The 23657-nt window shown below is 60.1% G+C and carries 19 protein-coding genes and 1 tRNA gene; 18 read left to right on the top strand and 2 right to left on the bottom strand.

Annotated elements, in window-relative coordinates; all coding sequences use genetic code 11:
• Positions 1-133: 133 nt before the first annotated feature.
• The 9 genes from BHC62_RS11560 (at position 134) to BHC62_RS11520 (ending at position 8024) form a co-directional block, all read left to right on the top strand.
• Positions 134-209 (top strand) — tRNA-Glu (locus tag BHC62_RS11560).
• A gap of 182 nt (positions 210-391) precedes the next feature.
• Positions 392-931, top strand: a complete 540-nt coding sequence (locus BHC62_RS11555) for a TetR/AcrR family transcriptional regulator (protein WP_029294110.1) — start codon at positions 392-394, stop codon at positions 929-931.
• A 30-nt stretch (positions 932-961) separates the two neighbouring features.
• Complete coding sequence (locus tag BHC62_RS11550) at positions 962-1795, top strand: alpha/beta hydrolase (RefSeq protein WP_029294112.1); 834 nt, start codon at positions 962-964, stop codon at positions 1793-1795.
• Positions 1796-1850: 55 nt separating this feature from the next.
• Positions 1851-2291: a thioesterase family protein gene (locus tag BHC62_RS11545; protein WP_029294114.1), complete on the top strand. Its 441-nt coding sequence runs from the start codon at positions 1851-1853 to the stop codon at positions 2289-2291.
• A 167-nt stretch (positions 2292-2458) separates the two neighbouring features.
• Complete coding sequence (locus BHC62_RS11540; protein ID WP_029294116.1) at positions 2459-3418, top strand: tRNA-dihydrouridine synthase; 960 nt, start codon at positions 2459-2461, stop codon at positions 3416-3418.
• A 117-nt stretch (positions 3419-3535) separates the two neighbouring features.
• Positions 3536-3985: an Hsp20 family protein gene (locus BHC62_RS11535; protein WP_029294118.1), complete on the top strand. Its 450-nt coding sequence runs from the start codon at positions 3536-3538 to the stop codon at positions 3983-3985.
• Between the two features lie 566 nt (positions 3986-4551).
• Positions 4552-5496, top strand: a complete 945-nt coding sequence (locus BHC62_RS11530) for a hypothetical protein (RefSeq protein WP_070995090.1) — start codon at positions 4552-4554, stop codon at positions 5494-5496.
• 103 nt (positions 5497-5599) lie between these two features.
• Positions 5600-6523: a hypothetical protein gene (locus tag BHC62_RS28940; RefSeq protein WP_256324334.1), complete on the top strand. Its 924-nt coding sequence runs from the start codon at positions 5600-5602 to the stop codon at positions 6521-6523.
• 181 nt (positions 6524-6704) lie between these two features.
• A complete protein-coding gene (locus tag BHC62_RS11520) occupies positions 6705-8024 on the top strand; it encodes a hypothetical protein (protein ID WP_070995089.1) in 1320 nt (439 codons plus the stop codon).
• A gap of 41 nt (positions 8025-8065) precedes the next feature.
• Here BHC62_RS11520 and BHC62_RS11515 read toward each other — a convergent pair whose 3' ends face one another.
• Positions 8066-11359 carry a bifunctional diguanylate cyclase/phosphodiesterase gene (locus BHC62_RS11515; protein ID WP_070995088.1) on the bottom strand — a complete coding sequence of 1098 codons (3294 nt, stop codon included), beginning with the start codon at positions 11357-11359 and terminating at the stop codon, positions 8066-8068.
• A 63-nt stretch (positions 11360-11422) separates the two neighbouring features.
• On the bottom strand, positions 11423-12313 hold the full coding sequence (locus BHC62_RS11510; protein WP_070995087.1) for a LysR family transcriptional regulator: 891 nt from the start codon (positions 12311-12313) through the stop codon (positions 11423-11425).
• Between the two features lie 146 nt (positions 12314-12459).
• On the opposite strand from BHC62_RS11510, the gene leuC reads away from it, so the two are divergent.
• From leuC to BHC62_RS11465, 9 genes are all read left to right on the top strand, one after another.
• Positions 12460-13878 carry a 3-isopropylmalate dehydratase large subunit gene (gene leuC / locus BHC62_RS11505; protein WP_029294130.1) on the top strand — a complete coding sequence of 473 codons (1419 nt, stop codon included), beginning with the start codon at positions 12460-12462 and terminating at the stop codon, positions 13876-13878.
• Positions 13879-13888: 10 nt separating this feature from the next.
• On the top strand, positions 13889-14533 hold the full coding sequence (leuD, locus tag BHC62_RS11500; RefSeq protein WP_003192559.1) for a 3-isopropylmalate dehydratase small subunit: 645 nt from the start codon (positions 13889-13891) through the stop codon (positions 14531-14533).
• 135 nt (positions 14534-14668) lie between these two features.
• The gene (locus BHC62_RS11495; protein WP_070995086.1) at positions 14669-15433 is read left to right on the top strand and encodes a class I SAM-dependent methyltransferase; all 765 of its coding nucleotides are present in this window, start codon (positions 14669-14671) and stop codon (positions 15431-15433) included.
• A 51-nt stretch (positions 15434-15484) separates the two neighbouring features.
• Complete coding sequence (gene leuB / locus BHC62_RS11490) at positions 15485-16567, top strand: 3-isopropylmalate dehydrogenase (RefSeq protein ID WP_029294134.1); 1083 nt, start codon at positions 15485-15487, stop codon at positions 16565-16567.
• A 64-nt stretch (positions 16568-16631) separates the two neighbouring features.
• Complete coding sequence (gene asd, locus BHC62_RS11485) at positions 16632-17744, top strand: aspartate-semialdehyde dehydrogenase (protein ID WP_029294136.1); 1113 nt, start codon at positions 16632-16634, stop codon at positions 17742-17744.
• Positions 17745-17983: 239 nt separating this feature from the next.
• Positions 17984-18994: an aspartate-semialdehyde dehydrogenase gene (locus BHC62_RS11480; protein ID WP_070995085.1), complete on the top strand. Its 1011-nt coding sequence runs from the start codon at positions 17984-17986 to the stop codon at positions 18992-18994.
• 162 nt (positions 18995-19156) lie between these two features.
• Positions 19157-21721, top strand: coding sequence for a FimV/HubP family polar landmark protein (locus BHC62_RS11475; RefSeq protein WP_070995084.1), 2565 nt, complete (start codon positions 19157-19159; stop codon positions 21719-21721).
• A 205-nt stretch (positions 21722-21926) separates the two neighbouring features.
• Entirely contained in the window at positions 21927-22751 is an 825-nt protein-coding gene (truA, locus tag BHC62_RS11470) for a tRNA pseudouridine(38-40) synthase TruA (RefSeq protein WP_029294142.1), read from the top strand.
• 64 nt (positions 22752-22815) lie between these two features.
• The gene (locus tag BHC62_RS11465; protein ID WP_029294144.1) at positions 22816-23448 is read left to right on the top strand and encodes a phosphoribosylanthranilate isomerase; all 633 of its coding nucleotides are present in this window, start codon (positions 22816-22818) and stop codon (positions 23446-23448) included.
• Positions 23449-23657 lie beyond the last annotated feature (209 nt).

Here is a 23657-nt window from a genome sequence, read left to right as displayed (position 1 = left end):
AGCGCTTGCATGGCATGCAAGAGGTCAACGGTTCGATCCCGTTTAGCTCCACCAATTTACAGGTTCAAGGTCTGGCCACACCGTCCTTGAATCGATCAGTTCTCAGCACTGATCAGTTGTATAGAAGGTTTGTGTCCCCTTCGTCTAGTGGCCTAGGACACCGCCCTTTCACGGCGGTAACAGGGGTTCGAGTCCCCTAGGGGACGCCACGATTACCCGCTCTGCGGGATTTTTAAGGGTCATTCAATTATTGAATGGCCCTTTTGTTTGTCTGGCGTTTGGGTTTTCTCCCTCCCTCTTCAAAAAACCTCTTCTGACCAGCGGTCGAATTCACCGCTTGCTAAAAAGTATTATGCGGATAATATTTTAACCGTAATATTCGGAGGCCGTCATGAGCGATAAAAAAGCGCAAACCCGTGAACGTATTCTGCAAGCCGCCAGTTCCGCGCTGGTCCAGCGTGGCCCGGCCGAACCGAGTGTGGGTGAAGTCATGGGCGCCGCGGGGCTGACCGTGGGTGGCTTCTACGCCCACTTTGAAAGCAAGGACGCTCTGATGCTGGAGGCGTTCGAGCAGCTCTTGGCGCGGCGTCGGGCATCTATCGACGATATGGACCCCAGCCTGACAGGCGAAGAGCGCCGAGCCCTGGTAGCCGCGTTCTACCTCTCGCGCAAACACCGCGATTCTACCGCCCAGGCCTGCCCGATCCCGGCCACGGTCGGCGAGATGAGCCGGCTGCCGGATGAGTTTCGCGATGTATTGAACCAGCACGTCGAGTTGATGGCCGCACAGCTGGCCGCCAGCCCGGAAGACACCGACAAGGCCCTGGCCGACATGGCCTTGATGATTGGTGGCCTGGCATTGGCCAGGGCTCTGGGGCCGGGCGAATTATCGGATCGTGTATTACGCGCCTCCAAGTCGGCTGTGCGCTGAACAAGGCTTGTGAGCCTGGGGAGTGAGTGGATGAGCACCTTGAGCTGGATTCGCCGAGTCAACGGCACCGTGGGCAGGCTGGCGCCGCAAACCATCGCCAACCAGATGCGGCGTGCCTTCATGACGCCACGAGACTTGCCGCCGCGTGATTGGGAGTTGCCATTGCTGGCGCAGGCCGAGCGCGTCACCTTGCGCTTTGGCCTGTCGGCCCTGCGCTGGGGCCAGGGCCCAGCGGTGCTGATGATGCATGGCTGGGAAGGGCGCCCGACCCAGTTCGCCAGCCTGATCGACGCACTGGTGGGCGCGGGTTACTCGGTGATTGCCCTCGATGGCCCGGCCCATGGTCGTTCGCCGGGCCGCGAAGCCCATGTGGTGCTGTTTGCCCGGGCGATGCTGGAGGCTGCCGCTGAATTGCCGCCCTTGCACGCGGTGGTTGGCCATTCCATGGGTGGCGCCAGTGCGATGCTGGCCATCCAGTTGGGCCTGCGCACCAATGCGCTGGTGAGCATTGCTGCCCCTTCACGCTTGCTCGATGTATTGCGCGGCTTCGCTGGAGTAGTCGGCATGCCGGCGCGGGCGCGTGCGGCGTTTATCCAGGAGGTCGAGTACTCCCTGGGCATTCCGCTCAAGCACCTGGATGTGGCCCACTATCAAATGAATATCCCCGGGCTGATCGTGCATGCCGAGGACGATACCTTCGTCCCGGTCAAAGCTTCGCAGATGATCCACGAGGCCTGGTTCGACAGCCGCCTTTTACGCCTGGAGCAGGGCGGCCATCAAAAAGTCCTGGCCGACCCAAGGGTGGTCGAAGGTGTGCTGGCGCTGCTCGCCGGCTGCCGTGAGCCGGCCCGGCAAACCGCTTGAGCCAGGCGATAGGTTACACTGCTCCCCGCCGACATTAATCGACCGGGAGCAGGGCATGGGCTGGGACTTGGCAAAGCCGTTTATCATCGATCTGCAGGTGGCCCCTGAGGACATCGACGGCCTGGGGCATGCCAACAATGCCGTCTACGTGTCTTGGCTGGAGCGTTGTGCCTGGCGCCATTCCCAGCGCCTGGGCCTGGACCTCACCGAGTACCGGCGCCTGGACCGGGCCATGGCGGTGGTGCGCCACGAAATCGATTACCTGGCGGCCGGCTACGAAGGCGATGAGCTGCAGCTGGCAACCTGGATCGTCGATTGGGACCAGCGCCTGAAAATGACCCGACGCTTCCAACTGATGCGCCCCAGCGATGGCACCACCTTGTTGCGTGCGCAAACCACCTTTGTCTGCATCGAGCTCTCCAGTGGCAAGCCCAAGCGCATGCCGGCGGAGTTTATCGAGGGCTATGGCGTCGCGCTTACGGCATTGTCCATGTAGGAGCGAGCTTGCTCGCGAAGAACGTCAACGATAACGCGGTCGATCAGTTTTACCGTGTCGTCTGGGCGTTTTTCGCGAGCAAGCTCGCTCCTACAGGGGGCGGTAGGGTTAACGGTTGCTGTGGGAAACCCAGTAAACTGCGCCACGTTTTTCGTTGAGTGTTTTCCATGCAAATTGCTTTGGCGCCCATGGAGGGGTTGGTCGACAACATCCTGCGGGACGTGTTGACCCAGGTGGGTGGTATCGATTGGTGCGTGACCGAATTTATTCGGGTCAACGACCGCCTGCTGACCCCGGCCTATTTTCACAAGCTTGCCCCAGAACTGCTGCACGGTGCCAAGACCGCTGCGGGCGTGCCGTTGCGCGTGCAGTTGCTCGGTTCCGACCCGGTGTGCCTGGCGGAAAACGCCGCACTGGCCTGTGAGTTGGGCTCTGAGGTTATCGACCTGAACTTCGGCTGCCCGGCCAAGACCGTCAACAAGTCCCGGGGTGGCGCGGTGCTGCTCAAGGAGCCGGAGCTGCTCAACCAGATCGTCGAACACGTGCGCCGTGCCGTGCCTGCGCATATCCCAGTGACCGCCAAGATGCGCCTGGGCTTTGACAGCCCGGACGGCGCGCTGGTGTGCGCCACGGCCCTGGCTGAAGGCGGCGCCGCGCATATTGTGGTGCATGCGCGGACCAAGGCCGATGGCTACAAGCCGCCTGCACACTGGGAGTGGATCCCGCGGGTGCAGGACGTGGTCAAGGTCCCGGTATTTGCCAATGGTGATATCTGGTGTGTCGAAGATTGGCGGCGCTGCCGTGAGATCAGCGGGGTCGAAGACATCATGCTCGGTCGCGGCCTGGTAGCGCGTCCCGACCTGGCCCGGCAAATCGCCGCCGCGCGCGCCGGTCAGGACGTGGTGGAGATGACCTGGGAGGACATGCAGCCCATGCTCCAGGAGTTCTGGAGGCAGTCCGTGGCGCAATTGACGGAACGCCAGGCGCCGGGCCGACTGAAGCAGTGGCTGGCCATGCTGACGCGAAATTACCCGCAAGCCGTGGAGCTGTTTACCGCGTTGCGCAGGGAAACCGATCTTCAGCAGGTTAGCCGTCTACTCGGAATGCCCCATCCGCAAGTGGCCTGAAATTTTTCCTACAGCCACTCTTGAAATGTAATTGGCGGTCCTTATCTAGGGATTACACGATGCCGAATTCGGGTCGTGGAGATAAAGAACCTTGCTGATATTTCAGGAGATTTGACCATGAGTACTGCATTTTCCCTGGCGCCGCTGTTCCGCTCCTCCGTCGGTTTTGATCGTTTCAACGATCTGTTCGAGACCGCACTGCGCAATGAGCCGGGCAGCAGCTACCCACCCTACAACGTCGAGAAGCATGGTGAAGACGAGTACCGCATTGTCATCGCGGCTGCCGGCTTCCAGGAAGACGATCTGGAGCTGCAGGTGGAGAAAGGCGTATTGACCGTCAGTGGCGGCAAGCGCGACACCAAGGCTGAGAGCGTTACCTATCTGCACCAAGGTATTGCCCAGCGCGCCTTCAAACTGTCGTTCCGCTTGGCGGACCACATTGAAATCAAGGCGGCGGACCTGAGCAACGGCTTGTTGAGTATCGATCTGTTGCGGGTGGTGCCGGAAGAAGCCAAGGCCAAGCGCATTCCAATCAACGGCGCGCAGAAGCCAGCTTTGCAACATTGAGTCCATGTATTTAAGTTTTTCACCTCCTCTGAAAAGGGCGCCTCTGGCGCCCTTTTTTTGTTTAAGACTCTGTTGGTCGGGCAAGTAATTCAGATGCCGTCAGTTAAATTCATGTTTGGTTTGATTGTATATTTTGAGCATTTTGAGAGTAGGTGTGTGTAACTTTATTGTAGTTCTAGTCAACTGTGAGTGTTGCAGCGGTTTTTTGTTTTTTGATTTTGCTTGGCGTGGCAGCAGTATTAAGCGCGCGGGAAATATCATGGGCGATGCAAAGACAGTTCAAACAATCGTGACGTTCTTTTTCCATGGCGCAGTTTATTAGCGAGTATGACCTGTTTTTTTCAAAGGACGGCCTTGTAAGGCAGGCCTTTGCAGAAGTCTATAGGTAAAAGTCCGAAATTGTCTTTTGATGTCCTTATGTTTTCCGCGATTTCTGGAACTCGAACGTTTTTTACTCCACGAAACTAGGGACTTCGAATCGGTGGCTGCCGTTTCAAGTCATAAGTAAACACTGTTCGTTATGGGGGCCTGAGCGCCCTGTGCTGTCTTGAGAAGAGGAATGACGCATGTCTTATCTATCTATAAACAATCCTCCAGGCGCGAATGTCGCTAATCGCCAGTTTGATTTGCCGACACCGGTACCCACTCCACCTGGGGGGAACGATGCGAGCAAGTTGCTGGGTAATAAGTTGAATGTGTTGCCGGAATATAACCGGGCTACAGGCGTCGGACGCGACAACATTGTTGTGAGTGTTGATTCTCTTGCAAAACTGTTCGACATGTTTGAGCTTGTTTTCAAGGCGATGCGCGATCTGTTGTCTGGCAAAAAGCCCTTACCCGAACCTACACCGGGGGATAAAACGGTAACTACAGGCCTGGACAGCAAAGTGCAGGTTGACGCTGGCAAACAACCGGAGAAGAAGGCACAGATCGACAGCAAGCCCCTGATACTCGGCAATGACGCCAAGGTGCAGCTCGAGGCTGAAAAATCACAGGAGAAGAAGGCGCAGACCGATGGCAAGCCCGTGATACCAGATACGAAAGTGAATTCGGATGTGGGCAAGCACCCCGTGGTGCTACCCAATATCACAATTACACCGAGGGTTCCTGGTACCGATTCCAAGGCATCGTCTGACACGGTTGTGCGGGTAAACGTCGATCTCAATGTGAACAATTGCCACTGCCCGGAGGACTCTCATCCTGCTGTGCCAAAGGTCGACACTCGTGTGCGGCCGCATCCGAGGCCGCTCCCGACGATCGACCCGCAAGCCCGGCCCGACTGGGTGCACAGGCCAACAGTGTCGTTGACCGACCGCCAGGTAAAACCTGATCGGGTGCCTGATCTGGCAGTACCGGAAACCGACGCGCAGGTGCCGCCTGCTGTTCGTCCCCGGCCAACCCCAGTGATGCCGTCGCACGACCCCAAGCCTGAGCCAGACCTGACGTCGCCCGGCCCTGATTGCCGCCCGGGTGAAAGAAGCTGGGCGCGGGGTTTGTCTCGCCGGTTCTAATGCGCCCGCTACATCAGTAAACACCCAATAAAGTTCTTGATTTCAATCAGTGACCTCTTCGGCAAAGTTTAGGCCGGAGGGGCACTTTGTGGCAGGAAAACTAATGTCTAACTTAACTATTAACAGTGCTACAAACGTGCCATGTGGTTGTTCGGGTAGGGTAGAGGGGAACTTTAACTCTCTGCAGCCACAGCGTCTTAGGCAGACCGCGGGCGTCGTTGACCTATCTAACAGTTTCACGGATTTCAGGGGTGACGTTGCAACTAAGGAAGTGGAATTAAAAAGTCTTGTTTCAATGTTCATGAATTTGCTGAGTCAGCTATCAGCGTTGTTGTCAGGACGGGATAAGGAGAAACGCGTTCAAACCGATGTGATTCCTGACAAGCCTACACCGGCAGTGCCTACGCCCGATTCACACCCGGTCAGGATTGAGGGGCTTTCGGAAAAGCGCAACGGGGCCAAGGCCGATGATATCTGGAGCGGTTTTCGTCAGGGCCCGGATGGTAACTGCGTAACGGTATCGGCAATCAAGGCGGCGATGCATAAATTCGGACAGAGCCCTACTGATATTTACAAAAAAGTCATCAAAACCGAGCGCGGTTATCACGTTGCGATGCGAGATGGCTTTCGCTTGACGCTGACTCATGAGGAGTTGAAGCAAGCGGCACAGGGCGCGCGTTTTGTTGGAAAAGACAAGGGAATGCTCAAGGATGCTCAGTTCCTGTTTGCCGTCAGCGCCAAGCGCGCCCAGATGGAAAACAACGATGGCCGAGCGGCTAGAAGTTTTAGCGCGGCAATCCGCAGCCTGAATGATGGTGAGGATGAGAGAGGGGCGGGAGAGGGTTTTCTGCGGTTGGGCTTGAAGAAGCACATGAAGCGTGTGGCGGTAAGTGTGTTGGCCAGGGGGCAAGTCGGCATGGTCAACCGCACCGGGCATTCGGTTGCGGTGATTGGTGGCAAGGAAGAGTTGTGGGGCCGTAAAGGAAGGGCGCCCAGCCAGGGGCACGCAGTCGCGTTAGTCGACTGATGGGGGGTGTTGGTAGGTAAATAGCGGTTTTTACACTAGATGTTGATTTAAGAATAAAAGTGGTTGTTTTTATCCTGCGCAGGTTTTTATTCGTCATTGTATTTTTAAGTTTGAATTCGTCACTTATCGGCTGTGTGTTGTTTGTCGTGTCTTTAATAATATTTTTGGGTAGGAAACTCCTATGAGTATCGGTATGTTCGGTCGGATGTTGTTTGATGGTTTGAGTGTGGCTCATGAATCTGTCCGGCGTTTATCGACAGTCACATTGTCGGCGGCCGGGGGGAACAAACCCCGCGATATTTTGAATGCATTTTCCGCCACCCGACGTAACTTTGGTGAGTGTTTTGATAATAGTACCCATGCCGCAGTCATTAAATTGATGATGATGACCTTCGGTCAAAGCCCACATGATATGTTTGAAAAGGTCAAGGCGGTGGGCGACGGTTATGAGATCACGATGAAAGATGAGTTCAGGGTTCATGTGTCTGCCGAGGAACTAAGGATGACCGCGCAGGCATCACGGTTTGCCGGGAACGATGGCATGGCGGTATCGGACGCCAACTTAGTGCTCGCGGCATTTATCAAGCGCAAGCAGCTGATCGGCAATCATGAGCGTTTCGAAGACGTCCTGCTCAAGAGTCTAGAAGGTGAAACTACCCAGAACTTCTTGCGTGGTATGGGCCTGATGGGTTTTGCCCAGTTTGTGCCTGCAACCTATATGGCGGCGCGTGGCGCTTTGGGTGTCGTGGAGACCCATAACTTCGGCTCGGCTTTTGTGATGGACAACACCCAACATCTTTATTCGGAGCAGCGCAAGGTAGATAAAAGTTATGGGTTCATGTTGTTCAATGATAAAAAAACGCCTGATGTATCCCCCGAAATAGTTGATGAAAAGGCCCCGACTCTTTCCAGTGTGCCAGTGGGTATCCGCCCCGCTAATATCTGGAGTGGTTTTTACCAGGGTGTAGAAGGTAACTGTGTCACAGTGTCAGCGATCAAGGCCGCCATGATGAAGTTTGGCCAGAATCCGCAAGGCATCTATAAAAAAATCTCCGCCACCGCTGACGGATACGAAGTGGTCATGCGCGATGGCTACAAACTGACGTTGACCCACGACGAATTGAACAAGGCCAAGGTGCACTCCGGTTTGCAGGGCAGCAATCAATCCCTTTTGGACGATGCCAATTTTTTGTACGCCGTAAGTGCCAAGCGGGCGCAATTGGAGAACAACGACGGCCGGGGAAACCAGAGTTATGAGGTCGCCATGGATACCTTGAACGACGGTGAGTATCCCGGATCGGCGCTGCGCAGGCTGGGGCTGTATGCCTACATCCGGGAAAGCACGGTGCAAGAACTGGCTGACGGGGCCATTGGAACGCTGGCGGACACCCACCATTCAGTGACGGTCGTTGATGGGATGTTCGACATGTATGGAGAAAAGCGCAGCCTGGCGCCCTCCAACTGGAAGGGCTACTTCGTGCGAGCGTTGAAATTGGTCTGATGCCCCGTGCTGGGCCTGGCGGTTCATCTGGCGGATTGTTTTCAGCCTCCGGCAGCGCTCCTCAAAAGTTGCGTGAACGCGTCCACCGGCAGTGGCCGGCTATGCAAATAGCCCTGATACAGATGGCACCCCAAGCCTTGCAGGAACGCCAGTTGCTCGCAGGTTTCCACGCCTTCGGCAATCACTTCCAGGTTGAGGCTGCGCGCCATGGCTACGATCGCGCGGATGATCTCTGCATCGTTGGGGTCGTGGGTGGCATCGCGCACAAATGACTGATCGATTTTCAAGGCATCGACCGGCAGGCGCTTGAGATAGGTCAATGACGAATACCCGGTACCGAAGTCGTCCATGGCAAAGCTGACCCCGAGTTTTTTCAGGCGGCGCATTTTGCCGATGGTGTCGTCCAGGTTCTGGATCACGATGCCTTCGGTGATTTCCAGCTTCAGCAGGCTAAATGGCAGTTGGTGCTGCTTGAGGCTGCGTTCCACCCGTTCGACAAAGTCGTTCTGGCGAAACTGCCGGGGGCTGATGTTCACGCACAGGCTGAAACCTTTGGGCTCAATCAGGCCTTCGGCAATCAGCCTGGCAAAGGTGGCGCACGCTTCATCGAGGATCCAGGTGCCCACCTCGAGGATCAGACCGCTGTCCTCCAGGACCTTGATGAACTCTGTCGGTGATTGTGCGCCCAGTTGCGGATGCTGCCAGCGCACTAGGGCTTCGGCGCCGACAATGCGATTGCCCCGGGCATCGACCTGGGGTTGGTAATGCACGCTGAACTCGCCCCGCGACAGCGCCAGGCGCAGGTCGGTCTCCATGCGCAAGCGCTCGCTGGCGGTGCGTTGCATGCTGTTATGGAACATCTGCGTGGTGTTGCGCCCGGAGTCCTTGGCCCGGTACAGGGCAATATCCGCGCGCTTGAGCAGGTCGGCCGGGGTCGAGCCGTGATCGGGAATCAGCGCAACACCAATACTGGGGGTGACCTGTAAGCGCTGGCCGTCGAGGAACATCGGTTCCGACAGCAGCTCGCGCAGGGTGTCGGACAGCAGCTGCACCTGCTTGCTGACCTCCATTCGCGAACCTTCCAGGCCGCTGAGCAGCACGACAAACTCATCGCCACCCAGGCGCGCCACGGTGTCCTCCATGCGCACGCTGGCTTCCAGGCGCGCGGTGACGATTTTCAGCACGGTATCGCCCACCGGGTGCCCGAGGGAATCGTTGATGTGCTTGAAATGATCCAGGTCCAGAAACAGCAGCGCGCCTCGCAGGTTATGCCGCTTGAGCAGGGCAATCTGCTGGCTCAGGCGGTCCATCAGCAAGGCGCGGTTGGGCAGGTTGGTCAGCGGGTCGTGATAGGCCAGGTGGCGGATCTGCGCCTGCGCGCTTTTCAGCAGGCTCACATCCCGTGCGGTCAGCAGCAGGCATGGCGTTTCATTGAGGGTAATGGGCTCGACCGACACTTCCACTGCCAGCAACTCGCCGCGCTTGTTGTGCCAGAGCATGTCCAGGTGGTGGATGCGGCCCTTGATCTGCAGTTCGGCGAGCAATGCCGAGCGTTGGTTCTCATCGGCCCAGATGCCGATCTGGTACAGGGTCAGGCCAATGGCTTCCTCGGCGCGGTAGCCGGTCAGGCGGCAGAAGCCGTCGTTGACCTCCACGTAGCGCCCAGTGTCACGCTCGGTAATGGACACTGCGTCGGGGCTTGAGTGAAAGGCCTTGGCGAATTTTTCCTCGCTGGCCTTGAGCGCCGCTTCCGAGCGCTGTTGCTGGGTGATATCGCGCAGGGTGGTGACCACGCAGGGCTGGTTGCCGACGGTGATCAGCCGGCTGGAAATCATGCAGGTCAGACGCTGGCCATTCTTGTGGTGGACGATGATCGCCACGTTGTTCAGCGCTTGCTCGCGGATCACCTGCTCGATGCGCTGCAGGCGTTGGGTCGGCTCATCCCACAAGCCGATCTGCTCGGCGGTGTGATTGATGACTTCGGCGGCGGTCCAGCCAAAGGTCTGGCAGAAGCTGGGATTGATTTCGATGAATTCGCCGCTCGACAGGCGGGTAACGCAGATCGGGTCGGGGCTGGCGAGGAACAGGCTGGCGAACTTCTCTTCAGAGGCACTCAGACGCTGCTCGCGTTCCACCTGGTCGGTGATATCCAGCAGCGTGCCGGCCATGCGCAGGGGCGCGCCCTGGGCGTCACGGTAAAGGCGGGCGCGGCTTTCCAGGTAGCGCGAACTGCCGTCCTCCAGTTGCACGCGGTAGGTCAGTTGGTAATTGCCTGCCGGGCCTTCACGCAGGGTGCGATAGGCGTCGCGCATGCTGGCGCGCTCCTCATCGGGCATACCTTCAAAAAACGCATCGAAGGATTCATGGAACGGATGCGGCTCCAGGCCGTGCAACTGCGCCGCCCGGGCTGAGCCGTAGAGCATGCCGCTGGGGATATGCCAGTCCCAGGTGCCCAGTTGGGCCGAATCCAGGGCCAGGTCCAGGCGTTCCTGGCTGTCCTTGAGGGCCTGTTCGGCGTTCTTGCGCTCGGTGGTGTCGAGGAAAGTGCTGATCAGGTAGGCCTGGCCGTCGAGTTCGACCTTTTGGGCACTGAGGGTGCCGTCATGGATTTGCCCATTGCTGGCGCGAAACTGCACTTCCATGGTGATGGGTTCGCCCTTGCGCTGGGTCGCCTTGACCAGCAAGGCGCGTTGCTCAGGATGCACCCACAGCCCCAGGTCCAGAGTGGTGCGGCCAATGGCATCGGCCACCGGCCAGCCGAACAGGCTTTCAAAATACTGGTTGGCCTCACTGATCAGGCCGTCTTCCTGGCGAGTCAGCAGGACCATGTTCGGGCACAGATGAAACAAGGTGGCGAAGCGTTTTTCCGAGTGGCCCAGGGCATGTTCGCGCTCGCGTTGCTGGGTGGTTTCGCGAATCACCCCGATCATGCGCCGCCGCCCGGACGCGTCCGGCAGCAGGCTGCCGTTGATTTCCAGCCAGTGCAGGCTGCCATCCGGCCACTGGATGCGGTGGTGCATGGCTTGCTCGAAGGGCGCGCCCGCCAGGACGGCGTGAAAGGCCCGGATCACGCGGCCGCGGTCCTCGGCGGCCAGCAAGTCGAGGTAATCCAGGTCCTTGGGCAATGGCTGGCGGGGGTCAAAACCAAACAGCGCCTGGGTGCCGCGCGACCAGCTGATTCGCCCGCTGTCGATATCCCAGCTCCAGGCGCCGAGCCGTGCGGCATTGAGCGCCGCCAGCAGCTGCGGGGCGTTCTCCCAGCTTTGTTCCGCCTGCTGGGGGTCCAGGGCGTGAATGCGAGGCAGCGGCGGCACGGGATCGACAGGGTTGGGCATTATCAAGGGGCCTTGGCTCGATGGGCATTCGGCGCGGGAGCAGGGTCTACAGGCCGCACGGCCTCATGCCGGCATCTCCGCCGGATCAACCTGTGCATCCAATAGGCTCATGAAAGCCCGCGCAGCGTTCGACAACGTCCTTTCGGTGTGCACGATATAGCCTAGCTGGCGACTGAGCTGTATGCCCGGTAAAGCGATGCTGGCCACTTGATCATCAAGCATAGTGCGCGGCAACACGCTCCAGGCCAGGCCGATCGAAACCATCATCTTGATGGTTTCCAGGTAGTTGGTGCTCATGGCGATGTTCGGCGTCAGGCCCTGGGCCTCGAACAGCCGGTGCACGATATGGTGGGTAAAGGTATTGCCGCCAGGGAAAACCGCCGGATGGCGGGCAATGTCGGCAAGGCTGATAGTGCCGTTATTGGCCAGGCTGTGTTCGGGCGCCACCACGAAATCCAGGGGGTCATCCCATACCGGGGTGGCCCGCACCAGGCTGTGGGGCTCCGGCGCCAGGGTGATGACGGCGACTTCGGCGCGGCCATGGAGGATTTCCTCGTAGGCGACTTCCGAATCCAGGAACTGAATATCCAGGGCCACGTTCGGGTATTCCCGGGTAAACGTGCGCAATACCGGCGGCAGGCGGTGCAGGCCGATGTGATGGCTGGTGGCCAGAGTCAGGCGCCCGCTGACTTCGCCGGTCAGGTTGGTCAGGGCGCGACGAGTGTCATCCAGCACATTAAGGATCTGATAGGCGCGGGGCAGCAGTGCGCGCCCGGCTTCTGTCAGGCCCACTTCACGGCCCAGTCGATCAAACAGGCGCACCTTCAGTTGCTGCTCAAGGCCGGCGATACGCTTGCTGATTGCCGGTTGCGTCAGGTGCAGGCGCTCCCCGGCGCCGGAGAAGCTGCCGGTTTCGGCGATAGCAATAAAGGCATTGAGGTTGGCCAGATCCATGGTTGTATTCCAGTGAGTTATCCAAAGCATGAAAAATATGAATTTGAGTTATTTAATGTAACGCCATAGCATCAGCCTCACAAGCCAAAGGGTTATTGAATCGTTCAACGCCCAGGGCATAGAAAGACGCTGATGAGGACCGACTGATGGCCGGCAAAACGCTTTACGACAAACTCTGGGATTCCCATGAAGTGAAACGGCGCGATGATGGGTCATCGCTGATCTACATCGACCGTCACATCATCCATGAAGTGACCTCGCCCCAAGCGTTCGAAGGCCTGCGACTGGCCGGGCGCAAGCCTTGGCGCGTCGACTCGATCATCGCGACCCCGGACCACAACGTGCCGACCACCCCGGAGCGCAAGGGCGGCATCGAAGCCATTGCCGACCAGGTCTCGCGCTTGCAGGTCCAGACCCTCGACGACTATTGCGACGAGTACGGCATCACCGAATTCAAGATGAATGACGTGCGCCAGGGCATCGTCCACGTTATCGGCCCGGAGCAGGGCGCAACCTTGCCGGGCATGACCGTGGTCTGCGGCGACTCCCATACCTCCACCCATGGTGCGTTCGGCGCCCTGGCCCACGGTATCGGCACCTCCGAGGTGGAACATGTGTTCGCCACCCAGTGCCTGGTCGCCAAGAAAATGAAGAACATGCTGGTGCTGGTCGAAGGCACCTTGCCCTTTGGCGTCACCGCCAAGGACATCGTGCTGGCCGTGATCGGCAAAATTGGCACCGCTGGCGGTAACGGCCATGCCATTGAGTTCGCCGGTAGCGCGATTCGTGATTTGTCCATCGAAGGCCGCATGACCATCTGCAACATGTCCATCGAAGCCGGTGCCCGTGTGGGCATGGTGGCGGCGGATGAAAAAACCGTGGAGTACGTCAAGGGCCGTCCATTCGCTCCGCAAGGCGCCGATTGGGATGCCGCCGTGGAGGCCTGGAAAGACCTGGTTTCTGACAAAGATGCGGTGTTCGACACCGTGGTCGAACTCGACGCCGCCCAGATCAAGCCACAAGTCAGCTGGGGCACTTCGCCGGAAATGGTCCTGGCCGTCGACCAGAACGTGCCGGACCCGGCCAAGGAAGCCGACCTGGTCAAACGCGGTTCCATCGAGCGGGCCTTGAAGTACATGGGCTTGAAAGCCAACCAGGCGATCACCGACATCCAGTTGGACCGGGTGTTTATCGGTTCCTGCACCAACTCGCGGATCGAAGACCTGCGCGCCGCGGCGGTGATCGCCAAGGGCCGCAAAGTGGCCGCGACCATCAAGCAAGCCATTGTGGTGCCAGGTTCGGGCCTGGTGAAGGCCCAGGCCGAAGCCGAAGGCCTGGACAAGATCTTCCTCGAAGCCGGTTTTGAATGGCGCGAGCCGGGTTGCTCCATGTGCCTGGCGATGAACCCGGACCGTTTGGAGTCCGGCGAGCATTGCGCGTCCACCTCCAACCGTAACTTCGAAGGGCGTCAGGGCGCCGGTGGCCGCACCCACCTGGTGAGCCCGGCCATGGCCGCTGCGGCTGCCGTCAACGGTCGTTTCATCGACGTTCGCGAATTGATCTGAGGAATACCCGATGAGAGCTTTTACCCAACACACAGGTCTTGTCGCACCGTTGGACCGTGCCAACGTGGACACCGACCAGATCATCCCCAAGCAGTTCTTGAAGTCGATCAAGCGCACCGGTTTCGGCCCGAACCTGTTCGACGAGTGGCGCTACCTGGACGTGGGCTACGCCTACCAGGACAACTCCAAGCGCCCGCTGAACAAAGACTTCGTGCTCAATGCCGAGCGTTACCAGGGCGCCAGTGTGTTGCTGGCCCGGGAGAACTTCGGTTGCGGTTCCAGCCGTGAACACGCGCCTTGGGCCCTGGAAGAATATGGCTTTCGCAGCATCATCGCGCCGAGCTACGCCGATATCTTCTTCAACAACAGCTTCAAGAACGGTTTGTTGCCGATCATCTTGAGCGATGCCGAAGTGGACGAGTTGTTCCAGCAAGTGGAAGCCAATGTCGGCTACCAATTGACCGTCGACCTCGCGGCGCAAACCGTGACCCGTCCGGACGGCAAGGTGTACCACTTTGAAGTGGATGCGTTCCGTAAGCACTGCCTGATCAACGGCCTGGACGATATCGGCCTGACCTTACAGGACGGCGATGCCATTGCGGCGTTTGAAGCCAAGCACCGGGCCAGCCAGCCTTGGTTGTTTCGTGATGCCTGATTTGCGGTAAACCGTGCGGGCCCCATCGCGGGCAAGCCCGCTCCCACATTTTGATCTGTGAACACGGTCAAATGTGGGAGCTGGCTTGCCGGCGATAGCGCCCGTACCAACACCACAAAACCCAAGGAAACTTCCATGACCAGCACCGCCCACACCCAAGTCGTGCAAAAACAATTCGGTGAACAGGCCTCGGCCTACCTGAGCAGTGCCGTGCACGCCCAAGGCACCGAATTCGCACTGCTGCAGGCCGAACTGGCCGGGCAGGGCGCGGCACGCCTGCTGGACCTGGGTTGTGGCGCCGGTCACGTGAGTTTCCACGTAGCACCGCTGGTCAAGGAAGTGGTGGCCTACGACCTGTCGCAGCAAATGCTCGACGTGGTCGCCGCGGCTGCCGCCGACCGTGGGCTGGACAATATCCGCACCCTGCACGGGGCCGCCGAGCGCCTGCCGTTCGCCGATGGCGAGTTCGACTTCGTGTTCAGCCGCTACTCGGCCCATCACTGGAGCGACCTGGGCCTGGCGCTGCGCGAAGTGCGCCGGGTGCTCAAGCCGGGTGGCGTGGCGGCATTTGTCGACGTCTTGTCACCGGGCAGCCCGCTGTTGGACACTTACCTGCAAACCGTCGAAGTGCTGCGCGACACCAGCCATGTGCGCGATTACTCCGCTGGCGAGTGGATGCGCCAGCTCAGCGAAGCCGGCTTGCATGTACGCAATAGCAGTCGCCAGCGCCTGCGCCTGGAATACACCTCGTGGGTCGAGCGCATGCGCACGCCAGAGGTATTGTGCGCAGCGATCCTGGCACTGCAAAAGGCGATGGGCCAGGAAGTGCGCGATTATTTTGAGATTCAAGCCGATGGCACCTTCAGCACCGACGTGCTGGTGGTCTGGGCCGAACGCTAATAATTTTCCCGACCTGCCCGAGGGCGGGTCGCTTGATGAAATGAGGAACGCATGAGCAAGCAGATTCTGATTCTCCCTGGCGACGGCATTGGTCCGGAAATCATGGCCGAAGCGGTCAAGGTCCTGGAATTGGCCAACAGCAAGTACAGCCTGGGCTTTGAATTGAGCCACGACGTGATCGGCGGCGCGGCCATCGACAAGCATGGCGTGCCCCTGGCCGACGAGACCCTGGACCGTGCCCGTGCTGCCGACGCCGTGCTGCTCGGCGCCGTGGGTGGGCCGAAATGGGACAAGATCGAACGTGATATCCGCCCGGAGCGCGGCCTGCTGAAAATCCGTGCGCAACTGGGCCTGTTCGGCAACCTGCGCCCGGCGATCCTCTATCCGCAACTGGCCGACGCGTCGAGCCTCAAGCCGGAAGTGGTGGCGGGCCTGGATATCCTGATCGTGCGCGAGCTGACCGGCGGTATCTATTTCGGCTCGCCACGGGGTGTGCGTGAGCTGGAAAATGGCGAGCGCCAGGCCTATGACACCCTGCCGTACAGCGAGAGCGAAATCCGCCGTATCGCCCGTGTCGGTTTCGACATGGCCCGCGTACGTGGCAAGAAGGTCTGCTCGGTGGACAAGGCCAATGTCCTGGCCTCCAGCCAGCTGTGGCGCGAGATCGTCGAAGAAGTGGCCAAGGACTACCCGGACGTCGAGTTGAGCCACATGTACGTCGATAACGCCGCGATGCAACTGGTGCGTGCACCCAAGCAGTTCGACGTGATCGTCACCGACAACCTGTTCGGCGACATCCTGTCCGACCAGGCCTCGATGCTCACCGGTTCCATCGGCATGCTGCCGTCGGCGTCCCTGGACACCCACAACAAGGGCATGTACGAGCCGTGCCACGGTTCGGCGCCGGATATCGCGGGCCAGGGCATTGCCAACCCGCTGGCGACCATCCTGTCGGTCTCGATGATGCTGCGTTACAGCTTCAACCTGAGCGAAGCGGCGGACGCGATCGAGAAGGCGGTGAGCCTGGTGCTGGACCAGGGCCTGCGTACCGGCGACATCTGGTCGCAGGGTTGCACCAAGGTCGGGACGCAGGAAATGGGCGACGCAGTAGTCGCCGCGCTGCGGAATCTGTAATCTCTCGGGCCCGCTTGCAGTTGTTGCTGCAAGGCGGCCCACTTTTTAACAAGGTGTAGTTGCGATGAAACGTGTAGGTCTGATCGGTTGGCGCGGTATGGTCGGTTCCGTGCTCATGCAGCGGATGCTGGAAGAGCAGGATTTCGATCTTATTGAGCCGGTGTTTTTCACCACTTCGAATGTCGGTGGCCAAGGGCCGTCCGTGGGCAAGGATATCGCCCCGCTCAAGGACGCCTACAACATTGAAGAGCTCAAGACCCTCGACGTCATTCTGACCTGCCAGGGCGGCGACTACACCAGCGAAGTCTTCCCCAAGCTGCGTGAAGCCGGCTGGCAGGGTTACTGGATCGACGCCGCCTCGAGCCTGCGCATGCAGGACGACGCCGTGATCATCCTCGACCCGGTCAACCGCAAGGTCATCGACCAGCAGCTCGACGCCGGCACCAAGAACTATGTCGGCGGCAACTGCACCGTCAGCCTGATGCTGATGGGCCTGGGTGGCCTGTTCGAAGCCGGGCTGGTGGAGTGGATGAGCGCCATGACCTATCAGGCGGCCTCCGGTGCCGGTGCGCAGAACATGCGTGAGCTGATCAAACAGATGGGCGCGACCCACGCGGCCGTCGCCGATCAACTGGCCGACCCGGCCAGCGCGATCCTCGACATCGACCGTCGTGTGGCCGAGGCCATGCGCAGCGACGCCTATCCGACCGAGAACTTCGGCGTGCCATTGGCCGGTAGCCTGATCCCGTGGATCGACAAAGAACTGCCGAACGGCCAGAGCCGCGAAGAGTGGAAGGCCCAGGCCGAGACCAACAAGATCCTGGGGCGCTTCAAGAACCCGATCCCGGTGGACGGTATCTGCGTGCGCATCGGCGCCATGCGCTGCCACAGCCAGGCGCTGACCATCAAGCTGAACAAAGACGTACCGATTGCCGATATCGAAGGGCTGATCAGCCAGCACAACCCATGGGTCAAGCTGGTGCCGAACAACCGCGATATCAGCATGCAGGAGCTGAGCCCGACCAAGGTCACTGGCACCCTGAATGTTCCGGTGGGGCGTCTGCGCAAGCTGAACATGGGCACCCAGTACCTGGGCGCCTTCACCGTGGGTGACCAACTGCTGTGGGGCGCGGCCGAGCCGTTGCGCCGGATGTTGCGGATCCTGCTGGAGCGTTGATCGCTTTTTGGTGTTGAACAAACCCGTGCCCTGGTGACAGGCGCGGGTTTTTTATTGCGCCTGGGGCCGTCATCGCGGGCAAGCCCGCTCCTACACTTGAATGTGTTCACAAATCAAAATGTAGGAGCGGGCTTGCCCGCGATAACGGCCCCCATCACACCACAAAGCCCAGGTTAATTGCCTCACCCCCCACCACCCGGTAAAGTGCCGCTCCCCCCGCAATGCCCGAGGCAGCCTCCATGACCCAGACCTTTGATATCGCCGTGATCGGCGCCACCGGCACCGTTGGCGAAACCCTGGTACAGATCCTCGAAGAGCTGGATTTCCCGGTCGGCACCCTGCACTTGCTGGCCAGCAGTGAGTCGGCCGGCGCTTCGGTGCCATTTCGCGGCAAGAACGTGCGGGTGCGGGAAGTCGACGAGTTTGATTTCAGCAAGGTGCAACTGGCTTTTTTCGCGGCTGGCCCGGCGGTCACCTTGAGTTTTGCCCCGCGCGCCACTGCGGCGGGGTGCTCGCTGATCGACTTGTCTGGGGCCTTGCCGGCCGAGCAGGCACCTCAGGTGGTGCCGGAAGCCAACGCCTACGTACTGAAAGGTCTGAGAAAGCCCTTCCAGGTCGGCAGCCCGAGCCCGTGCGCCACTCATCTGGCGGTGGTCCTGGCGCCGTTGCGGGGCTTGCTGGGCATTCAGCGCGTGAGTGTCACCGCCAGCCTGGCCGTGTCTGCCCAGGGCCGTGAAGCCGTGAGTGAGCTGGCCCGGCAAACCGCCGAGTTGTTGAATGTGCGCCCCCTGGAGCCAAAGTTCTTCGATCGGCAAATGGCCTTCAACCTGCTGGCCCAGGTCGGTACGCCGGACGCCCAGGGCCACACGGCCCTGGAAAAACGCCTGGTCCACGAACTGCGCGTCTTGCTTGATTTACCGTTGCTGAAGATTTCCGCGACCTGCGTTCAAGCTCCGGTGTTTTTTGGCGATAGCCTGAGCGTGTCCCTGCAACTGGCGAGCCCTGTGGACCTTGGCGCAGTCAATCGCGTGCTGGAGTCGGCGCCGGGCGTCGAACTGGTGGAAGAGGGCGATTACCCTACCGCTGTTGGGGATGCGGTCGGTCAGGATGTGGTCTACGTGGGCCGGGTGCGAGCGGGCATTGACGACCCAGCGGAACTAAACTTGTGGCTGACGTCAGATAACGTACGCAAAGGTGCTGCGCTTAACGCGGTGCAACTGGCGCAGTTGTTGATAAAAGACCTTGCGTAAAAGATACTTGGCGGCAATTTGTAGATTGATTCTAGCTAAGCGCTATGCTTGGCCCCATGCACGAAAAGTTGCGCGTCGGTGACCTATCGGCTCGCCATGCCGAATGGCAGCGGTACCCAACCTTCTCGCGGGCCGAGGAGTGTTCAAACAAAGGATGAGGCTATGGTTCAAGTTCGCAAACTGGTGTTAGCAATAGCGGCCGCCTCGGCGCTGTCCTCCGGTATGGCGCAAGCGCTGCAACTTGGGGAGATGACACTCAAGTCGAAGTTGAACCAGCCGTTGTCGGTGGAGATCGAGCTGCTCGATGTAGGCGGGCTGAGCGCCTCCGACATCGTACCCAGCCTCGCGTCTTCCCAGGCCTTTGTGGATGCGGGCGTGGATCGCCAAGCGTTCCTTGATGAACTGAGCTTTACCCCGGTGCTCAACCCCAGCGGTCGCAGCGTGGTGCGTGTTACCTCCAGCAAGCCCTTGCCCGACTCCTATGTGCGCTTCCTGTTGCAGGTGCAATGGCCCAATGGCCGATTGATGCGCGACTACAGCGTCTTGCTGGACCCGGCCAAGTTCGAGCAAAAGGCCCCGGAGGCCATTGCCCCGGCACCGCGCCTTGCCCCGCCTGCGGCCAGCAGCGTCAGCAAGGCGGCTGAACACACTACGACTTCCCGCGACACCCTGTGGGAAATCGCCGCTAAAAATCGCAATGGCGGCTCGATCCAGCAGACGATGCTGGCGATCCAGGCGCTGAACCCTGGGGCTTTTGTCGACGGCAATATCAACCGCATGAAAACCGGCCAGGTACTGCGCCTGCCTGACCCGGTACAAAGCACCAGCCTGCCGCAACCTCAGGCGATTGCCGAAGTGACTGCGCAGAACGCGGCCTGGCGTCAGGGGCGTCGCGGTGCCACTAATCAGGCAGCGGGGCGTCAGCAACTGGACGCCACCAAGCGCACCCAGGCCGGTGCCGCGCCGTCGCAAACGGCTGCCAAGGACAACCTCAGCCTGGTCTCGGCCGAGGCCGCCAAGGCTGGAGTCAAAGGCGCCGCAGGGGATAGCAAGGCTTTGAACAACAAGCTGGCGGTGACCCAGGAAAGCCTGGATTCGACCCGCCGCGAAAATGAAGAACTGAAAAGCCGCATGACTGACCTGCAAAGTCAGTTGGACAAGTTGCAGCGGCTGATTGAACTGAAGAACAACCAATTGGCCAAGTTGCAGGCCGAGGGTGGCGCACCGGCGCAGCCGGCGGCCATGCCTGCGGAGTTGGCGGCGGCGCCCGTTGCACCAGCACCTGCTACCCCGGCGCCAGCCGCCGAAGCGCCCGTGGCTGCGCCTGTGGAAAACCCGGCTGAGCCCGCGCCCGTGGCCAGCACCGAAGGCAAGTTCAATGACCTGCTGACCAATCCCATCGTTCTCGGGGTGATTGGCGGTGCCGCTGGCCTGCTGGTATTGCTGCTCCTGCTGCTATGGGCGCGTCATCGCAATGCGCGCCTGGAAGAGGAAAAACACCTGCGCATGGCGCGGGCGCTGGCCGAGGAACCGGAGTTCTCCTCGAGCCTTGACCAGGACATGCCATCGGACAGTTTCGAAGGCCTTGAAGTCCCTGCGGCAAACGTCAAGCTGGCTCCAGCTCCAGCTCCAGCTCCAGCTTCAGCGCCGGTTGCCGTGGCGCCTGTGCCTGCACCGGTGACCAGCATGGCGCCGCCGAGCAAGCCGATCATCGAACCCGGCTCCTCCGACGCTTTGGCGCTCGCTCAGTCCCACCTGGATCGTGGTCACCTGAACCAGGCGGCCGCCGTGCTGGAAGAAGCGATCAAGCTGGAGCCCAAGCGCAGCGATCTGCGTCTCAAGCTCCTGGAAGTCTATGGTCAGCAGGGCGACAAAGATGGCTTCGTAACCCAGGAGCGCCAACTGGTCGCCAATGGCGAAAATCACGCCCAGGTCGAACTGTTGAAAAACCGCTACCCGGCCATGGCCGTGCTGGCAGCGGGTGTCAGTGCTGCCGTCGCCGCCGCTGCGCTGGATGCGCAGTACGTCAAGGATCTGCTCCAGGAAGAACCGGCGCCCGCCGCCACGCCTGAGGCCGATGGGTTCGACACCGACTTCGACCTGAGCCTGGATGACCTGGAAGCCGCTTCGCCGGCCGTGGTTGCGCCAGAGCCCGAGATCGATGATCTGAGCTTCGAGTCGGTATTGCAGCAGCAGAATGAAGCCAAGGCCAGCGAGGACGATCTATCGGATTTTGACCTCGACTTGCAATTGGATGCGCCAGCCTCTGCGTCCGATGACGACTTCCTCTCGGGCCTGGAAGAACAGATGAAGGACCTGCCGCCGGTAGAGCCGCCCACCCTGACACCGGCCGCGCTGGAAGATTTTGACCTGCCGGAAGACTTTGATCTGTCCCTGGCGGACGAACCCGCGGCGTCAGCCAAGCCGGACGCATTCGCTTCGGAGCTTGACGATGTCAACGCCGAACTGGAGCGTCTGTCCCAGAGCCTGGAAAGCCCGTCGATCGAGCCGAGCTTCACTGCCGAAGACGCCGCCAAGGGCGACGATGAGCCGGAGTTCGACTTCCTGTCGGGCACCGACGAAGTCGCCACCAAGCTGGACCTGGCCCAGGCTTATATCGACATGGGGGATGAGGGCGGTGCGCGCGACATCCTGGCCGAAGTCCTTACCGAAGGCGATGAAAAGCAACGGGATGAAGCCAAGGAAATGCTCAGCAACCTGGCCTAAAGCCATTACGCAACTCCTGTAGGAGCGAGCTTGCTCGCGAAAAACTCAAGGGCACCGCGTTCTTCCAGGATGGGCGCGTTATCGTTGACAATCTTCGCGAGCAAGCTCGCTCCTACAAAAATCCTCAAGCCATATATAATGGCTGCCTTTGCGCAACTCATCAGGCCCTCAGCTCTTGGCAAATATAGATAACGCGGCCGCCGAAATGGCGGCCGCTGGCTTTTTCAGAATCGCCCTGGGCGTTGAATACAAAGGCTCGCGCTATCGCGGCTGGCAGCGCCAGGCCTCGGGCGTGCCGACCGTACAGGAAACCCTGGAGAAGGCCCTGTCGAAGGTCGCCGACTCGCCGGTTTCATTGATGTGCGCCGGGCGTACCGACGCCGGCGTGCATGCCTGCGGGCAAGTGGTGCATTTTGACACCCAGGCCGAGCGTTCGATGAAAGCCTGGGTCATGGGCGCCAATATCAATCTGCCCCACGATGTTAGCGTCAGTTGGGCCAAGGTCATGCCGGCGCACTTCCATGCGCGGTTCAAGGCGATTGCCCGGCGCTACCGCTACGTGATCTATAACGATCAGATCCGTCCGGCACACTTGAACGAAGAAATTACCTGGAACCACCGCCCGCTGGACGCCGAGCGTATGGCTGAGGCGGCCCAGCACCTGGTGGGAATCCATGATTTCAGCGCGTTCCGGGCTGGCCAGTGCCAGGCCAAGTCGCCGATCAAGGAAGTCCACCACCTGCGCGTCACGCGCCACGGCAAGATGATTGTCCTGGATATCCGTGCCGGTGCGTTCCTGCACCATATGGTGCGCAATATCGCCGGTGTACTGATGACCATTGGCACCGGCGAGCGCCCGGTGGAATGGGCCAAGGAAGTGCTGGAGAGTCGAGTGCGTCGTACCGGCGGGGTGACGGCGCACCCGTTCGGCCTGTATCTGGTGGATGTGGAATACCGCGATGAGTTCGAGTTGCCGCAGCGTTTCATCGGGCCACACTTCCTCACAGGTTTCACTGAACTTGACGGCTGACGCCTGGAAAAGCATTTGTTACCATCCGGGACTTTCCTGGACAGCCCCCTGAGGTTCCGACGATATGTCAGGCGTTCGCAGCAAGATTTGCGGGATTACCCGCATGGAAGACGCGCTGGCGGCAGTCGAGGCGGGGGCTGACGCCATTGGTTTTGTGTTTTATGCCAAGAGCCCGCGCGCGGTGACGGTGCAGCAGGCACGGGCGATCATTGCCGGCTTGCCGCCGTTCGTGACCACCGTGGGGCTGTTCGTCAACGCCAGCGCCTGTGAGCTCAACGAAACCCTGGATGCCGTCCCCCTGGACCTGCTGCAGTTCCATGGCGACGAAACCCCGGATGAGTGCGCCGGCTACCATCGCCCTTATATCAAGGCCTTGCGGGTCAAGGCCGGGGACGATATCGCCGCCAGTTGCGCCGCCTACGCCGGGGCCAGCGGGATTTTGCTCGATGCCTATGTCGAGGGCATTCCTGGTGGTACGGGCGAGGCCTTTGACTGGTCGCTGATTCCCCAGGGCTTGAGCAAGCCGATCATCCTGGCCGGCGGCCTGTGTGCCGAAAACGTGGCGCAGGCCATCGCCCAGGTTCGCCCGTATGCGGTGGACGTCAGCGGCGGGGTGGAGCAGGGCAAGGGCATCAAGGATTCTGCCAAGATTCGCGCATTCATGCAGGCAGTGCGCAGCAGCAGTGGCGCGATGTGACGGCTGGCAGTCTGCCGCCGTCAGTAACTACCACTGTGTGAAACAGGCCGGCGTTGCCCTCGGGCGGCGCCAATGAAGTGGCAGCCACGCGTTGGCGGGTTGTCTGGAAGGCTGAGGGCAGGTGCAGGAAATGGCTGGTCGAACGTCTGACCCCGTCCTGCAGCTGTTATCGCCACATCAATGAATTTAGCTCAAGGGCATACGCGGGG

The organism is Pseudomonas sp. 06C 126, assembly GCF_001855215.1.
GTDB lineage: Bacteria > Pseudomonadota > Gammaproteobacteria > Pseudomonadales > Pseudomonadaceae > Aquipseudomonas > Aquipseudomonas proteolytica.
This window is presented reverse-complemented; position numbering and strand designations above follow the sequence as displayed.

Excerpts from the sequence above, each read along its gene's own strand:
- BHC62_RS11555 (WP_029294110.1), top strand. The coding sequence starts at position 392 with ATGAGCGATAAAAAAGCGCAAACCCGTGAACGTATTCTGCAAGCCGCC.
- BHC62_RS11550 (WP_029294112.1), top strand. The coding sequence starts at position 962 with ATGAGCACCTTGAGCTGGATTCGCCGAGTCAACGGCACCGTGGGCAGG.
- BHC62_RS11545 (WP_029294114.1), top strand. The coding sequence starts at position 1,851 with ATGGGCTGGGACTTGGCAAAGCCGTTTATCATCGATCTGCAGGTGGCC.
- BHC62_RS11540 (WP_029294116.1), top strand. The coding sequence starts at position 2,459 with ATGCAAATTGCTTTGGCGCCCATGGAGGGGTTGGTCGACAACATCCTG.
- BHC62_RS11535 (WP_029294118.1), top strand. The coding sequence starts at position 3,536 with ATGAGTACTGCATTTTCCCTGGCGCCGCTGTTCCGCTCCTCCGTCGGT.
- BHC62_RS11530 (WP_070995090.1), top strand. The coding sequence starts at position 4,552 with ATGTCTTATCTATCTATAAACAATCCTCCAGGCGCGAATGTCGCTAAT.
- BHC62_RS28940 (WP_256324334.1), top strand. The coding sequence starts at position 5,600 with ATGTCTAACTTAACTATTAACAGTGCTACAAACGTGCCATGTGGTTGT.
- BHC62_RS11520 (WP_070995089.1), top strand. The coding sequence starts at position 6,705 with ATGAGTATCGGTATGTTCGGTCGGATGTTGTTTGATGGTTTGAGTGTG.
- BHC62_RS11515 (WP_070995088.1), bottom strand. The coding sequence starts at position 11,359 with ATGCCCAACCCTGTCGATCCCGTGCCGCCGCTGCCTCGCATTCACGCC.
- BHC62_RS11510 (WP_070995087.1), bottom strand. The coding sequence starts at position 12,313 with ATGGATCTGGCCAACCTCAATGCCTTTATTGCTATCGCCGAAACCGGC.
- leuC (WP_029294130.1), top strand. The coding sequence starts at position 12,460 with ATGGCCGGCAAAACGCTTTACGACAAACTCTGGGATTCCCATGAAGTG.
- leuD (WP_003192559.1), top strand. The coding sequence starts at position 13,889 with ATGAGAGCTTTTACCCAACACACAGGTCTTGTCGCACCGTTGGACCGT.
- BHC62_RS11495 (WP_070995086.1), top strand. The coding sequence starts at position 14,669 with ATGACCAGCACCGCCCACACCCAAGTCGTGCAAAAACAATTCGGTGAA.
- leuB (WP_029294134.1), top strand. The coding sequence starts at position 15,485 with ATGAGCAAGCAGATTCTGATTCTCCCTGGCGACGGCATTGGTCCGGAA.
- asd (WP_029294136.1), top strand. The coding sequence starts at position 16,632 with ATGAAACGTGTAGGTCTGATCGGTTGGCGCGGTATGGTCGGTTCCGTG.
- BHC62_RS11480 (WP_070995085.1), top strand. The coding sequence starts at position 17,984 with ATGACCCAGACCTTTGATATCGCCGTGATCGGCGCCACCGGCACCGTT.
- BHC62_RS11475 (WP_070995084.1), top strand. The coding sequence starts at position 19,157 with ATGGTTCAAGTTCGCAAACTGGTGTTAGCAATAGCGGCCGCCTCGGCG.
- truA (WP_029294142.1), top strand. The coding sequence starts at position 21,927 with ATGGCGGCCGCTGGCTTTTTCAGAATCGCCCTGGGCGTTGAATACAAA.
- BHC62_RS11465 (WP_029294144.1), top strand. The coding sequence starts at position 22,816 with ATGTCAGGCGTTCGCAGCAAGATTTGCGGGATTACCCGCATGGAAGAC.